Source organism: Marisediminicola sp. LYQ85, from assembly GCF_046600695.1.
Classification (GTDB): Bacteria; Actinomycetota; Actinomycetes; order Actinomycetales; family Microbacteriaceae; genus Marisediminicola.
In genome coordinates this window covers 745,561-760,026 of sequence record NZ_JBKIWO010000001.1, presented here as the reverse complement: position 1 = coordinate 760,026, position 14,466 = coordinate 745,561, and the positions used below count along the sequence as shown (strand labels likewise).

13 protein-coding genes are annotated in these 14,466 nt (G+C 65.9%); 6 read left to right on the top strand and 7 right to left on the bottom strand.

Features of this window, described 5'->3' with window-relative positions; genetic code table 11:
• Window positions 1–51: 51 nt before the first annotated feature.
• On the top strand, window positions 52–1,566 hold the full coding sequence (glpK, locus tag ACLHG5_RS03505) for a glycerol kinase GlpK (RefSeq protein ID WP_411317873.1): 1,515 nt from the start codon (window positions 52–54) through the stop codon (window positions 1,564–1,566).
• A 102-nt stretch (window positions 1,567–1,668) separates the two neighbouring features.
• Here glpK and trpD read toward each other — a convergent pair whose 3' ends face one another.
• Complete coding sequence (trpD, locus tag ACLHG5_RS03500) at window positions 1,669–2,727, bottom strand: anthranilate phosphoribosyltransferase (RefSeq protein ID WP_411317872.1); 1,059 nt, start codon at window positions 2,725–2,727, stop codon at window positions 1,669–1,671.
• 39 nt (window positions 2,728–2,766) lie between these two features.
• Here trpD and ACLHG5_RS03495 point away from each other — a divergent pair, with 39 nt between their 5' ends.
• Genes ACLHG5_RS03495 through ACLHG5_RS03480 form a run of 4 tightly spaced genes read left to right on the top strand, consistent with a single transcriptional unit; the run spans window position 2,767 to window position 7,087 of the window.
• Entirely contained in the window at window positions 2,767–3,435 is a 669-nt protein-coding gene (locus ACLHG5_RS03495; RefSeq protein WP_411315582.1) for a heme-copper oxidase subunit III, read from the top strand.
• Window positions 3,436–3,469: 34 nt separating this feature from the next.
• The gene (locus ACLHG5_RS03490; protein WP_411315583.1) at window positions 3,470–4,276 is read left to right on the top strand and encodes a c-type cytochrome; all 807 of its coding nucleotides are present in this window, start codon (window positions 3,470–3,472) and stop codon (window positions 4,274–4,276) included.
• 58 nt (window positions 4,277–4,334) lie between these two features.
• Complete coding sequence (locus ACLHG5_RS03485) at window positions 4,335–5,402, top strand: ubiquinol-cytochrome c reductase iron-sulfur subunit (RefSeq protein ID WP_411317871.1); 1,068 nt, start codon at window positions 4,335–4,337, stop codon at window positions 5,400–5,402.
• Complete coding sequence (locus tag ACLHG5_RS03480; protein WP_411317870.1) at window positions 5,399–7,087, top strand: cytochrome b; 1,689 nt, start codon at window positions 5,399–5,401, stop codon at window positions 7,085–7,087. The genes ACLHG5_RS03485 and ACLHG5_RS03480 overlap by 4 nt, the downstream gene beginning before the upstream one ends.
• A 548-nt stretch (window positions 7,088–7,635) precedes the next feature.
• Here ACLHG5_RS03480 and ACLHG5_RS03475 read toward each other — a convergent pair.
• From ACLHG5_RS03475 to ACLHG5_RS03455, 5 genes are all read right to left on the bottom strand, one after another.
• Window positions 7,636–8,082 (bottom strand): cytochrome c oxidase subunit 4, encoded by a 447-nt coding sequence (locus ACLHG5_RS03475; RefSeq protein WP_411315586.1) that lies wholly within the window; start codon window positions 8,080–8,082, stop codon window positions 7,636–7,638.
• A gap of 4 nt (window positions 8,083–8,086) precedes the next feature.
• The gene (gene ctaD / locus ACLHG5_RS03470) at window positions 8,087–9,832 is read right to left on the bottom strand and encodes a cytochrome c oxidase subunit I (protein WP_411315587.1); all 1,746 of its coding nucleotides are present in this window, start codon (window positions 9,830–9,832) and stop codon (window positions 8,087–8,089) included.
• A gap of 11 nt (window positions 9,833–9,843) precedes the next feature.
• Entirely contained in the window at window positions 9,844–10,716 is an 873-nt protein-coding gene (gene coxB, locus ACLHG5_RS03465; protein WP_411315588.1) for a cytochrome c oxidase subunit II, read from the bottom strand.
• A 217-nt stretch (window positions 10,717–10,933) separates the two neighbouring features.
• Window positions 10,934–11,329 (bottom strand): iron-sulfur cluster insertion protein ErpA, encoded by a 396-nt coding sequence (gene erpA, locus ACLHG5_RS03460; protein ID WP_411315589.1) that lies wholly within the window; start codon window positions 11,327–11,329, stop codon window positions 10,934–10,936.
• Window positions 11,330–11,421: 92 nt separating this feature from the next.
• Window positions 11,422–12,825: a dipeptidase gene (locus tag ACLHG5_RS03455; RefSeq protein ID WP_411317869.1), complete on the bottom strand. Its 1,404-nt coding sequence runs from the start codon at window positions 12,823–12,825 to the stop codon at window positions 11,422–11,424.
• Window positions 12,826–12,865: 40 nt separating this feature from the next.
• Here ACLHG5_RS03455 and ACLHG5_RS03450 point away from each other — a divergent pair, with 40 nt between their 5' ends.
• Window positions 12,866–13,444, top strand: coding sequence for a DUF3043 domain-containing protein (locus ACLHG5_RS03450; RefSeq protein WP_411317868.1), 579 nt, complete (start codon window positions 12,866–12,868; stop codon window positions 13,442–13,444).
• Here the strand turns inward: ACLHG5_RS03450 and ACLHG5_RS03445 are convergent.
• Entirely contained in the window at window positions 13,419–14,462 is a 1,044-nt protein-coding gene (locus ACLHG5_RS03445; RefSeq protein ID WP_411317867.1) for a quinone-dependent dihydroorotate dehydrogenase, read from the bottom strand. The genes ACLHG5_RS03450 and ACLHG5_RS03445 overlap by 26 nt on opposite strands.
• Window positions 14,463–14,466 lie beyond the last annotated feature (4 nt).

Genomic DNA, 14,466 nt, shown 5'->3' with positions numbered 1-14,466 from the left:
CCGCTCGACGCCCCCAACCCACTCGACGACCGAACCAACACGAGGAGCATCATGACCGACTACATCCTGTCGATTGACCAGGGCACGACGAGCACGCGCGCCATCATCTTCGACCACTCCGGAAGCATCATCGCGAGCGGTCAGCTCGAGCACGAGCAGATCTTCCCCAAGGCGGGGTGGGTCGAACACGACCCGACCGAGATCTGGAACAACACGCGCGAGGTCATCGGCCAGGCGCTGTCGAAGGCAAACATCACGCGGCACAACATCAAGGCCGTCGGCATCACGAATCAGCGGGAGACCGCGGTCGTGTGGGACAAGACGACGGGCAAGCCCATCTACAACGCGATCGTGTGGCAAGACACCCGCACGCAGAAGATCGTGGACCGCCTCGCCGAAGACGGCGGAACGGACCGCTTCAAGGCCAAGGTCGGTCTGCCTCTCGCGACCTACTTCTCGGGCACCAAGATCGTCTGGATCCTCGAGAACGTCGAGGGCGCTCGCGAGAAGGCCGAAGCCGGCGACCTTCTCTTCGGCACGACCGACAGCTGGGTCGTCTGGAACCTCACGGGCGGGGTGAACGGCGGCGTCCACATAACCGACGTCACGAACGCGTCGCGCACCCTCTTCATGGACCTCGAGACACTCCAGTGGGATGACGACATCCTCGAGGTCTTCGGAGTGCCGAAGTCGATGCTCCCCGAGATCAAGAGTTCGTCGGAGGTCTACGGCCACGTCTCCGAGTCGAGCCTCCTGCGCGAAGTGCCGATCTCCGGCATCCTCGGCGACCAGCAGGCGGCCACGTTCGGTCAGGCGGCGTTCGACACGGGAGAGTCGAAGAACACCTACGGCACCGGAAACTTCCTGATCTTCAACACCGGCACCGAGATCGTGCGCTCGGAGAACGGGCTGCTCACGACCCTCGGGTACAAGCTCGGAGACGACGCGCCGCACTACGCGCTCGAAGGGTCGATCGCCGTCACGGGGTCGCTCATCCAGTGGTTGCGCGACAACCTCGGGCTCATCAATTCGGCCCCCGAGATCGAAGCGCTCGCGAAGACCGTCGACGACAACGGAGGCGTCTACTTCGTGCCCGCCTTCAGCGGTCTGTTCGCGCCGTACTGGCGTCCCGACGCGCGCGGTGCCCTCGTGGGGCTCACGCGGTTCGCCAACAAGGGGCACATCGCTCGAGCCGCGCTCGAGGCGACCGCGTTCCAGACCCGCGAGGTGCTCGACGCCGTCAACGCCGACTCGGGTGTGGACCTCACCGAACTCAAGGTCGACGGCGGAATGGTCGCCAACAACGAGCTCATGCAGTTTCAGGCCGACATCCTCAACGTGCCGGTCATCCGCCCCGTCGTCGCAGAGACGACCGCCCTCGGTGCCGCGTATGCCGCGGGGCTCGCGGTCGGCTTCTGGAGCGACCTCGGCGAACTCCGGTCCAACTGGCAGGAAGACGCCCGCTGGGAGCCGAACCTCGACGAGGCGGAGCGCGAGCGCTTGCTGCGCAACTGGAAGAAGGCCGTGACGAAGACGTTCGACTGGGTCGACGACGACGTGGTGTGACCACCACACGGTGTGACAACCACACGGTGTGACAACCACACGGTGTGACAAACAGCACGGAAGGCCGGGGCGCGAGCCCCGGCCTTCGCCGTGTGCGCGGGTCTAGCGTGCGCGCTGCGTCGCGGCGACCCAGTCGTCGAGCCGGGCCGTCGCGCGACCGGAGTCGATGGCCTCGCTCGCGACATCCATAGCCGCACGGAAGCGGTCGAGAAGCGGCACGTCGAGCCGCGAGTGGTCTGTCGCGAGTTCGAACGACACGATCCCCGCCGCAGCGTTGAGCACGACGATGTCGCGAACGGCACCGTGCCGCCCCGCGAGCGTGTCTCGCGCGATGCGCGCGTTGTGGTCGGGGTCTCCCCCGACGAGGTCGTCGATCGACGCGCGCGGGATTCCGAGGTCCCGAGGGTCGAGGTCGTGCTCCGTCACCGCACCGCGCGTGACCTCCCAGATGTGGCTGTGCCCGGTCGTCGTGAGCTCGTCGAGTCCGTCGTCGCCGCGGAACACGAGCGCGGTCGCGCCGCGCGTCTGGAAGACGCCCACGAAGAGCGGCACCTTGTCGAGGTGGGCGACACCCACAGCGGATGCTTCGGGCCGCGCCGGGTTGCACAGCGGACCGAGGAAGTTGAACACCGTCGGGATGCCGAGTTCGGCCCTCGTGGGGCCCGCGTGGCGGAAACCCGGGTGGAAGAGCGCCGCGTAGGCGAAGGTGATCCCCGTCTCGCGGAGCACGCGAGCGACACCGTCGGGCGACAGGTCGAGGTCGATGCCGAGCGCGGAGAGCACGTCGGACGACCCCGAGGCGCTGCTCGCCGCGCGATTGCCGTGCTTGACGACGGGAACGCCCGTCGCCGCGACGACGATCGAGGCCATCGTCGACACATTGACGGTGCCGAAGCGATCGCCCCCGGTGCCGACGATGTCGAGAGCGAGAGGGTCGACCTCGAGGGGAACAGCGTTCTCGAGCACGGCGTCGCGGAAGCCCACGATCTCGTCGACGGTCTCCCCCTTGGCGCGCAGGGCGACGAGAAAAGCAGCCAGCCGCGCGGGAGATGCATCGCCGCTCATCACTTGCTGCATGGACCATGATGCTTCGCTGATCGACAGGTCCTCGCCGTCCAACAGCGAGCTGAGAATACCGGGCCACGACGGGGCGAAAGACATGGCGACGATCCTAGCTTTCCCCGCAAGTGCTCAGCCCGAATGACAAAAGTGTCATGCGCTATCGGACATAATGGACAGGTGTCTACAGCCTCTCTCTCTCGTTCAGTCGGAGCCCCCGTCGTAAACCGACCGAGCGTCGTCGCCGTGGGCACCATCGTGTGGCTCGGCAGCGAGGTGATGTTCTTCGCTGGGATGTTCGCGATCTACTTCACCCTCCGCTCCACCTCTCCCGAGCTCTGGAGCGAAGAGGCCGGTCTCCTCAACGTCCCGTTCGCGGCCGTCAACACCACGATCCTCGTGCTGTCGTCGGTCACGTGCCAGTTCGGCGTCTTCGCCGCAGAGCGCCTCCAGCCTCGCCGCACGAGCTGGAAGCCCAAAGACTGGGGCATGGTCGAGTGGTTCTTCCTCACCTACGCCATGGGCGCCATTTTCATCTGCGGCCAGATCTTCGAGTACGCCCTCCTCACGAGCGAGGGCGTCAGTCTCGCCTCGAGCTCCTACGGCTCGGCTTTCTACCTCACGACGGGCTTCCACGGCCTGCACGTGACCGGGGGGCTCATCGCCTTCCTCCTCGTCATCGGAAGCGCGTACGGCGTGCGCAACTTCGGTCACCGGGAAGCCACTCGCGCCATCGTCGTGTCGTACTACTGGCACTTCGTCGACGTCGTCTGGATCGGACTCTTCCTCGTCATCTACGTCCTCAAATAAGCACCCCCGCACCGAACCGGAAAGACCGCACAGCATGCGAAAGAGCTCTACGAACACCCGCAGCCGTCAGGCGACGGGTCGGCGTCATCCCCTCGCGACCGTCGCGCTGCTCGTGATCGGTCTTCTGACCACGGGCGGAATGTACGCCCTGTTCAGCTCGACGGCGTCGGCGGAGACCACCGAGGTCACCCAGTCGATGGTCGACGAGGGCGAGAAGCTCTTCGCCGCCAACTGCGCCTCGTGCCACGGCCTCGCGGCCTCCGGATCGGATGCAGGGCCGAGCCTCTACGGAGTCGGTGCGGCATCCGTGCACTTCCAGGTCGGCACCGGCCGCATGCCGATGGCGGCCAACGGCCCCCAGGCCGAGGTCAAGCCCGTCCAGTTCAACGAGGAGCAGATCCTCGCGATGGCGGCGTACGTGTCGTCACTCGCCCCCGGACCCGCCATCCCTGACGAGGAGTACCTCCAGGGTGACGGCGACGCGACCGAGGGTGCCGAGCTCTTCCGCATCAACTGCGCCATGTGTCACAACGTCGCCGGTGCCGGTGGCGCTCTCACCGAGGGCAAGTATGCCCCGGCTCTCGACGGTGTCGCCCCGGTGCACGTCTACGAAGCGATGGTCACCGGCCCGCAGAACATGCCGGTCTTCAGCGACCTGAACCTGACGCCGGAGCAGAAGGCCGACATCATCACGTACCTGACCTACATCGACGAGAACCCGTCGCCCGGTGGATTCGACCTCGGAAGCCTCGGTCCCGTGTCCGAGGGTCTCTTCGTGTGGATCTTCGGGCTCGGAGCTCTCGTCGGAGTCACCATCTGGATCGCGGCGAAAGCGAGCTGATCGCTCGCGGACCCCGCTCCCTCACCGTCACACAGCGCAGTAATTGAAAGGGCAGACCATGGCACAGGACGACACCGGCGATCGCGCCGCTGCCGGATCCTCCGTCGAGAGGATCGGCACGACCGGTCCTTCGGCAGGCACCGCCGTCGAAGTAGCCGACGCATTCGAGAATCCGGGTCTCCCCCCGCACCGACCGCGCGTCACCGATCTCGACCCGAAGAAGGCGAAGCAGGCCGAGCGTCGCGTCTACACCCTCTTCTACGTCTCGATCGTCGGAAGCGTGCTGGCTGTCGCCGCCTACGCGGGCATCCCGCTCGACCCCTCCGACCCGTCGGCTCTGCGTCTCAGCACCGCACTCATCGGCACAGGCCTCTCACTCGGCCTCCTCGGCATCGGAATCGGCGCGGTCTACTGGGCCAAGACCCTCATGCGCGGTGACGAGCTCGTCGAGATGCGTCACCCCACGAGGGGAACAGACGAAACGCGCGCCGCTGCGGTCGAGGTGTTCAAGCTCGGAAACGAGGAGTCCGGTTTCGGCCGTCGCGCCCTCATCCGCAACTCGCTCATCGGTGCCCTCATCGCGACGCCCATTCCCGCGATCGTGCTGTTCCGCGACCTCGGACCCACCTCGAGTCCCGCCGAAGCCCTCTCGGTCACGATGTGGGAGGCGGGAACCCGTCTCGCACAAGACCCCACGGGCGTGCCCATCCGAGCCGCCGACGTCACGCTCGGGTCGGTCTTCCAGATCATCCCCGAAGGCCTCAACGAGTCGGAGCACCGCCTCGAAGAGAAAGCGAAGGCAGCCGTGCTGCTCATGCGCTTGAAGCCCGAGGACCTCATCGAGTCTCCGGAACGTGCCGACTGGTCATACAACGGAATCGTCGCGTACTCGAAGATCTGCACGCACGTGGGGTGCCCTGTGGCGCTCTACGAGCAGCAGACGCACCACCTGCTCTGCCCCTGCCATCAGTCGACATTCGACGTGACCAACCACTGTGAGGTCATCTTCGGGCCAGCCGCACGGCCCCTCCCGCAACTCCCCATCACCGTAGATGCAGACGGCTACCTGGTTGCCCAATCGGACTTCCTCGAGCCTGTCGGCCCCAGCTATTGGGAACGCTCATGAGCACGACGACCACATCATCCACCCCCGCCCCCGGCGCCGACGCCCCCGGATCGGGCAACTCAGGTTCCGGCGCCCCCGGTACCGCGGTATCCGCACCCGCGCCGACGCGCGGACAGCGCTTCACCGGAGCGGCGGCCAACTACATCGACGAGCGCACGAGCGTCTCGGGGATCACGAAGGCGCTCGGGCGCAAGATCTTCCCCGACCACTGGTCGTTCATGCTCGGAGAGGTCGCTCTCTACAGCTTCGTCGTCATCCTGCTCACGGGAACGTTCCTGACGTTCTTCTACGACCCGTCGATGACCGAGGTCGAGTACGAGGGCTCCTACATCCCGATGCGCGGACTCGAGATGTCGGCGGCCATGGCCTCGACTCTCGACATCTCCTTCGACATCCGCGGTGGCTTGCTCATGCGCCAGGTCCACCACTGGGCCGCGCTCCTCTTCGTCGCCTCCATCGGACTGCACATGCTGCGCGTGTTCTTCACGGGTGCGTTCCGCAAGCCGCGCGAGCTCAACTGGTTCATCGGCTTCGTGCTCTTCATCCTCGCGATGGCGGAGGGCTTCACCGGATACTCGCTCCCCGACGACCTGCTCTCGGGCAACGGACTCCGCATCATCGACGGCATGGTCAAGGCTGTTCCGGTCATCGGAACCTGGATCTCGTGGCTGCTGTTCGGAGGGGAATTCCCTGGCCTCTCGGTGATTCCGCGACTGTTCGTGTTGCACATCCTGTTGCTGCCGGCGATCCTCATCCTCGCTCTCGGGGCGCACTTGCTCCTCATGATCATCAACAAGCACACCCAGTTCGCCGGCCCGGGCCGCACCAACGACAACGTCGTCGGTGTGCCCGTCATGCCGGTGTTCGCCGCCAAGGCCGGTGGATTCTTCTTCATCGTCTTCGGTGTGCTCATGCTCATGGGCTCGTTCTTCACCATCAACCCGGTGTGGAACTACGGGCCGTACGACCCCTCGCCGGTGTCTGCGGGAACCCAGCCGGACTGGTACATCGGCTTCGCCGACGGTGCTCTCCGACTCGTGCCACCGCACCTCGAGTTCGTGCTCTTCGGCTACACGTATCCGGTCAACGTGCTGTTGCCGCTCGTCGTTCTGCCGGTGTTCCTTCTCCTCGTCGCGATCTACCCCTTCGTCGAAGCGTGGATCACGGGCGACAAGCGCGAGCACCACATCGCCGAGCGTCCTCGCAACGCCCCGACCCGCACCGCCATCGGTGCCGCGGGTGTCACGTTCTACGCCGTCATGTGGGCCGCAGCGAGCTCGGACCTCATCGCGACGCACTTCCTCGTGTCACTCGAGGGCGTCATCCACACGATGCAGGCACTGCTCTTCCTCGGGCCGGTCATCGCCTACCTCGTGACGAAGCGCATCTGCCTCGGCTTGCAGCGCAAGGACCGCGAGATCGCGCTCCACGGCTACGAATCGGGACGCATCGTGCGGCTCCCCGGCGGCGAGTACATCGAGGTGCACGAGCAGCTCGACGACTACGAGCGCTGGCGTCTCGTGAGCTACCTCGACTACAAGCCCCTCATGGTGCGCCCCGACAAGCGCGGTCGCATCACCGTCGCCGAGCGGGTGCGGGCCGGGATGTCGTCGTGGTTCTTCGAGGATCGCATCGCGCCGGCCACCACGAAGGAGCTCGAGCACGACAAGGTCGGATCGCACTGATCCCTCCCCCGCTCTGACGAGCTCCGCGCACAGCGCACCGAAGCCCGCCCCGACATCACGTCGGGGCGGGCTTCGTCGTTGACTGGACACTCACGCAGCACGGCGCCGCGTTGCATGCTCAGGCGGTCCCCTCGCGGCGTGTGTCTCGTGCTGGTGCAAGCGGACGTTCACGGCCGGGGCGGCGTCGGTGCTGGAGTGGCTGCGGTCGAGCGCCAGGGGCTGAATCTCGGTAGTCGAGAGCCGGTGATTGCGTGCCGGTGGTTGAGAGCCGGTGGTTGAGTGCCGGTGGTTGAGTTCGCGTGATCGAGAGCCGTCGAACGAGCCCGAGGTGGCACACCGGCCGCCCACGGGGCGGGCCGGGGCACACGGCCGTCGGCAGAGATCCCCTCGCGCGGTCACAATCTGCTGCTCTTCCGCGCCTTGAGCAGCAGTTTGCGACGGCCATGCCCCAACCTTCTGCGCGACGCTCATCGTCGCGGGCGGTTCGCCCCCGTTAACCACCTCTGCCCCGGGCACAGGGCCCGGGGCAGAGGTAATGGAACGTGAGGTCAGCGACCGAAGTTGCCTCGGTAGTACTCGAATGTCCACCCGACGATCGCGATCGCGGTGATGGCGAAACCGATGGCGGCGATCCACCATCCGACAGCGAGTCCCACGAACATGAGCGCGGGACCACCGGCGAGCACGATGGGCCACCAGCTCCACGGGCTGAAGAAGCCCTGCTCGGCGTCACCGTCGTCGATGTTGGCGTTGAGGCGGTCTTCGGGAAGCTCGCCACCCTGCGCCTTGTAGGTGCGCGACAGGTAGAACGCGATGAGCGCCGAAAGGATCGCTCCGAGGAAGAGGCCGATGGTTCCCACCCACTCGACGGGCTGCTCGCGCTCGACCTCGCTGAGCGAACCGAGGTGATCCTGGTACGACCACAGCGAGTAGACGACTCCGAGAAGGAGGAAGAAGACCGTGAGCACCCAGAAGATGCGGATATTGGCGACCATCGGACTACTTCACCTTCTCGTCGGACGCGTCGTAGACGGGAGCGTCAGGGGCATCCTTGAGCGGACCGACACCGACCGGGATACCCGCTTCGGGGTGCGCGAGGTCGAACGCCGGGGACTCCGAGCGGATGCGCGGGATCGACGTGAAGTTGTGGCGGGGAGGCGGGCACGAGGTGGCCCACTCGAGCGAGCGTCCGTAGCCCCACGGGTCGTTGACCGTGATCTTGGGAGCGCGTCGCGCCGTGATCCACACGTTGTAGAAGAACGGAAGCATCGAGGCACCGAGAACCATGGCGCCGACGGTCGACAGCTGGTTCATCCACTCGTAGCCGGGCTCCGGCTGGTAGGTCGCGTATCGACGCGGCATACCGATGACCCCGAGCCAGTGCTGGATGAGGAACGTGGCGTGGAAGCCGACGAAGAGCAACCAGAAATGGATCTTTCCGAGGCGCTCGTCGAGCATCTTGCCCGTGAACTTGGGCCACCAGAAGTAGAAACCGGAGAACATCGCGAACACGACGGTTCCGAAGACCACGTAGTGGAAGTGCGCCACGACGAAGTAGGTGTCGGAGACGTGGAAGTCGAGCGGGGGCGACGCGAGGATGACGCCGGTGAGTCCACCGAAGGTGAACGTGATGAGGAACCCGATCGCCCACATCATGGGTGTCTCGAAGGTCACCGAGCCCCGCCACATCGTGCCGACCCAGTTGAAGATCTTCACCCCGGTCGGAACGGCGATGAGCATCGTCATGAGAGCGAAGAACGGCAGCAGCACGGATCCGGTGACGTACATGTGGTGAGCCCACACCGTGACCGAGAGCGCCGCGATGGCGATCGTCGCGTAGACGAGGGTCTTGTATCCGAAGATCGGCTTACGACTGAAGACCGGAAGCACCTCGGAGATGATGCCGAAGAACGGCAGCGCGATGATGTAGACCTCGGGGTGACCGAAGAACCAGAAGAGGTGCTGCCAGAGAATGGCGCCACCGGCTTCGGGGTTGTAGATCTGCGAGTCGAAGACGCGATCGGAGCCGAGAGCGAAGAGCGCCGCGGCGAGCACGGGGAACGCCATGATGACGAGGATCGACGTGACGAGGGTGTTCCACGTGAAGATCGGCATGCGGAACATCGTCATGCCGGGCGCACGCATGGTGATGATGGTCGTGATGAAGTTCACGGCACCGAGGATGGTGCCGAACCCGCTGATGGCGAGGCCGAACACCCAGAGGTTTCCTCCGACACCCGGAGAGAACGTCGTCGTCGAGAGTGGCGTGTAGGCGAACCATCCAAAGGATGCCGCGCCCTGCGGGGTGAGGAACCCGGCGACCGCGGTGAGCGAGCCAAAGTTGAAGAGCCAGTAGGCGAACGCGTTGAGTCGCGGGAAGGCGACGTCGGGAGCACCGATCTGGAGGGGCATGAGCACGTTGGCGAACCCCGCGAAGAGTGGCGTCGCGAACATGAGCAGCATGATGGTGCCGTGCATCGTGAAGAGCTGGTTGTACTGCTCTTTGGTCTGCAAGACCTCGAGGCCCGGTGCGAAGAGTTGCGCACGGATGACGAGCGCCATCACTCCGCCGATGCAGAAGTAGATGAACGACGTGATCAGGTAGAGGTACCCGATCTTCTTATGGTCGGTGGACGTGATCCAGTCGACGATGATGTTGCCCTTGGTGGCCGGCGGCTTGACGGTGCCCACCGGAGTGGACGGGTTCGTCGGCCCGCTCGGCCTGGTCGGAGTCGCTGTGCTCATGGTTCTGACTCTCAGTCTTCGGGAAGGTTCGTCGGAGATTCGTTGTAGACCACGTTGGCTTCGCTGCCGACCGTGCCGGTCTGACCCGCAGCGGCGAGGCTCGCGATGTAGTCGTCGTAGACGTCGCGTTCGACGACCTCGACCTGGAAGAGCATGAGCGAGTGGTATTCACCGCACAGCTCGGCGCACTTGCCGATGAAGGTTCCGGTCTCGAGGGGCGTGAAGTACATGTAGTTCGACTTGCCCGCGACGAGGTCCTTCTTGTAGAGGAAGTCGACGACCCAGAAGGAGTGGTTGACGTCGCGCGTCTCGAGCTTGATCTCGACCGTGTTGTCGACGGGCAGGTACAGCACCGGCAGCTGGTCGTAGTCGATGGTGTCTTCGTCGTCGGTCTCTTGCGCCTGAACGCCCTGGAAGAAGACGCCTTCTTCGCCGGGGCCCTCATTGAGGTAGTTGAAGTCCCACGCCCAACGCTTGCCGTAGACCTCGATCGATACATCGGGGTCGGGCGTCGCGGTTTCGATCGCGGCCTGGTCGCGAGCGGTGAAGGCGAAGAACCCGAGCACGAGGATGAGCGGCACGATCGTGTAGAAGATCTCGATCGGGAGGTTGTAGCGCAACTGCACGGGGAGACCGGTCTGGCCCTTGCGACGGCGGTACACCACAGCGGCCCAGATGACGAGGCCCCAGGTCACGATTCCGACGGCGAGGAGCACGAGCCACGAGTTGACCCAGAGTCCGGTGATTCGGTCGGTGTGGTTGGTGATCCCGGGTTCACCCGGGAGGTACCCACGGAGTTGGGCCTGGGTACATCCGGCGAGCACGACGACGAGAGTCGCGGCGACCGGAATGGATGCCCATCGAAGACGGCGGTTAGAGCGCACCGGGAACCTTTCGGATGACGCGGGCTGATACGAGATCAGTCTGTTTGACCTGTTCAGCCTACCCGTCGCTGAACCCCCCGAGCGACGCCACTCCTGGGGAGTCACTGCACAAAAAAGGGAACCGCCGTCGGCGATTCCCTTGTCTGTGAGCCTGCTCAGCGAACTTCGCGCGGCTCGTGCACGAGTCCCGATAACGAGGACCGCGCGACGGTGGATGTCAGTGGAACGAGTCTCCGCACGCGCAACTTCCGCCGGCATTGGGGTTGTCGATCGTGAAGCCCTGCTTCTGGATGGTGTCTTCGAAGTCGATGCTCGCGCCATCGAGGTACGGCACGCTCATCTTGTCGACGACGACCTCGACCCCATCGAAGTCGACGGTCGCGTCGCCGTCGAGGAGACGCTCGTCGAAGTAGAGCTGGTAGATGAGTCCGGAGCATCCGCCGGGCTGAACGGCGACGCGCAAGCGCAGGTCGTCGCGCGCTTCCTGCTCGTAGAGGCTCCGCACTTTGGCGGCGGCGGTCGACGTGAGTGTGACGCCGTGAGCGCTCTCCTCGGTGAGGATCTCGGTGTCCGCCTCGGGAGCCGAGGTGCCAGTCAGTGTCGTGTCGGTCATGACCACTCCTTGCCAGAATTACAATCGTCCGCGCGGGTCGCACCGGACATCGTGTGCCTCAGTGTAAACACCGGGGCTGGGTTTTTGTTCCCTCAGGCGCGCTCGTTGAGCCGGACGAGCAGGATGGCCTCGGTTAGCACGGCCTTGCGGAAGACCCCGAGGTGGAGCGATTCGTTGGGGCTGTGAGCGCGCGAGTCGGGGTCTTCGACGCCCGTCACGAGGATCTGCGCCTCGGGGAACACCTCGGTGAGCTCGGAGATGAACGGAATCGATCCGCCGATGCCCGCCTCGACGGGTTCGGCATCCCAGGCTTCGGCCATCGCCCGCTTCGCTTCGGCGACTCCCCACCCGGCGGTGTCGACGAGGAACGGGTCGCCGAGGTCGACGTCGCTCATGGTCACTCGGGCGCCGAAGGGCGTGTGCGTCGCGATGTGCGCCTCGATCGCGGCGAGGGCCTCCTCCGCGGGCTGCCCGGGGGCGACACGCACGCTCACCTTGACGCTCACGGAGGGCGCGAGGGTGTTGGATGCCGCAACCACGGTGGGGGCGTCGATACCCGTGACCGTGATGGCGGGTTTCGACCAGATCCGGTCGAGGATCGACCCCGTGCCGATCGGAGAGACCCCGTCGAGCAGTCCCGTCTCGAGACGCAACTGCGCCTCGTCGTACGGCGGGGTGTCGGTGTCGCGACCGACCAGGCCCGCGACGGCGACCGAGCCCGCGTCGTCGTGGAGGGTCGACAGAAGGCGGATGCCGGCGAGCATCGCGTCGGGCACGGCGCCGCCGAACATCCCGGAGTGCGAGGCGTGCTCGAGGGTCTCGACGGTGAGCTTGAAGGTCACGTTGCCGCGGAGCCCCACGGTGAGCGCCGGGATCTCGGTCGTCCAGTTGTTGGAGTCGGCGACGACGATGACGTCGGCTTCGAGTTCGGCGCGGTGCTGCTGGAGGAAGTTGCCGAACGACTTCGAGCCGAATTCCTCCTCCCCTTCGATGAAGAGCACGAGCCCGAGGTCGAAGTCGGATCCCGCGACCTCGACGAGCGTGCGGATGGCGGCCATGTGGGCCATGACTCCCGCTTTGTCGTCTGCGGCACCGCGGCCGTAGAGGCGGTCACCGCGAACGGTCGGCTCGAAGGGCGGCGATTCCCAGCCGGAGTCGTCTCCGGGAGGCTGCACGTCGTGGTGGGCGTAGAGCATGATCGTGGGCCGGCCGTTCTTCGCCGCGCGCGTGGCGAGCACCGCGGGCTGCCCGAGGTCGTCGGTACCCGCCTTGGGCGCGCGCGCGATCTGCACCGAATCGAACACCCCGAGGTCGGTCGCGAGTGCCGCGACCGCGTCGGCGCTGCGCACGACGGTCTCGGGGTCGAAGCCGTCCCACGATACGGATGCCGTGCGCACGAGGGTCGCGAGCTCGGCGATCGTCGAGGGCATCCCCTCGGTCACGGATCGGGTGAGGGAGGCGAGCAGATCGGGGTGTGTGGCTGGCACGGAGGTCATGCGGGTAATCTTAAGAGGACTTCTATCGGCAAGGATTCCCATGGCCAAGACCCCCGCAGGCAAGAGCGACGACGTCGTCGCCGACGAGCTCACCACCGACGGTGTGACCCGAGGCAAGGGTCGGGCGACACCCACGAGACGTGAGCGCGAGGCTGCCAACATGCGCCCGCTCGTTCCCACCGACCGCCGCGCGGCCAACAAGGAGGCTCGCACCAAGATGGCTGCCGCGCGCGACAAGGCGCGCATCGGCATGGCGAATGGCGAGGAGCGTTATCTCCCGGCTCGCGACAAGGGTGAGCAGCGTCGCTTCGTGCGCGACTACGTCGATGCGCGGTTCAGCGTGGGCGAGGCACTCATCCCGCTCATGTTCCTCGTGATCCTCACGACGTTCCTGCCGGAGTCCGCGGTCTACTCGTTCATCGCGCTGTGGGCGTTCTTCGTCTTCACGATCATCGACAGTTTCTTGCTCGGGTCGATCGTGACGCGAAAGATCAAGAAGAAGTTCGGGCCTGACAGCGTGCAGCGCGGCACCCGCTGGTACGCCGCGATGCGCGCCATCCAGTTGCGCCCGATGAGGCTTCCGAAGCCCCAGGTCAAGCGCTGGAAGTTTCCCGCCTGAGGCGAGCGAGACCGCGGTTGATCTGTCTCGCCCACAGGGGTCCTCGGTAGAGGAACCCCGTGTAGCCCTGGACGAGCGTCGCGCCTTCGGCGAGTCGCCCGGCGACATCCTCGGCCGTCTCGACTCCCCCGACGGAGATCACACACAGGTCGGCCGGAACGACGGAACGGATGATCCGCAGTACCTGCAGCGAGCGGGCCGCGAGCGGTGCTCCCGAGAGCCCGCCGGCGCCGATCGAGGCGACCTCGCTGTCGGTCGCGCGCAGTGGGTTCCGCGAGAGGGTCGTGTTGGTCGCGATGATGCCGTCGAGCCCGAGTTCGACGACGAGCTCGGAGATGCGGCGCACCTCCGCGTCGTCGAGGTCGGGCGCGATCTTCACGAGAACCGGGGTCGCCTGAGCCGCGCTCTTGACCTCGCCGAGGAGGGGGGCGAGTCTGTCGAGCTCTTGGAGCCCGCGCAGCCCGGGGGTGTTCGGCGAACTGACGTTGACCGCGAGGTAGTCGGCGAGGGGCGCGAGGAGCCGCGCGCTCTCGAGGTAGTCGTCGACGGCCGCGTCGACGTCGACAATGCGGGACTTGCCGATGTTGACGCCGACGACGGGCCGTGCTCGCCGTGATCGCACGAGGCGCAGCCGGTCGACGGCGTCGCGCGCCCCGCGATTGTTGAAGCCCATCCGGTTGATGACGGCGCGATCGTCGACGAGCCTGAAGAGTCGGGGGCGGGGATTGCCGTCTTGCGCGATCGCGGTGATCGTTCCGACCTCGACGTGACCGAATCCGAGCACTCCGAGCCCGACGACACCCTCGGCGTTCTTGTCGAAACCCGCGGCGACACCGAACGGCGAGTCGAATCGCAACCCGAGGGTCTCCATCGCGAGGTCGGGGTGGGGCCTGGTCATCCGGCGGACGAGAGGCGCGAACGGTGTGCGCGGAATCGCGCGGATGACGGCGAAGGCGAGGTGGTGGGCGCGCTCGGGGTCGAGCCTGCGCAAGACGACGCGGAAGAGGAGGGGGTACACGGTG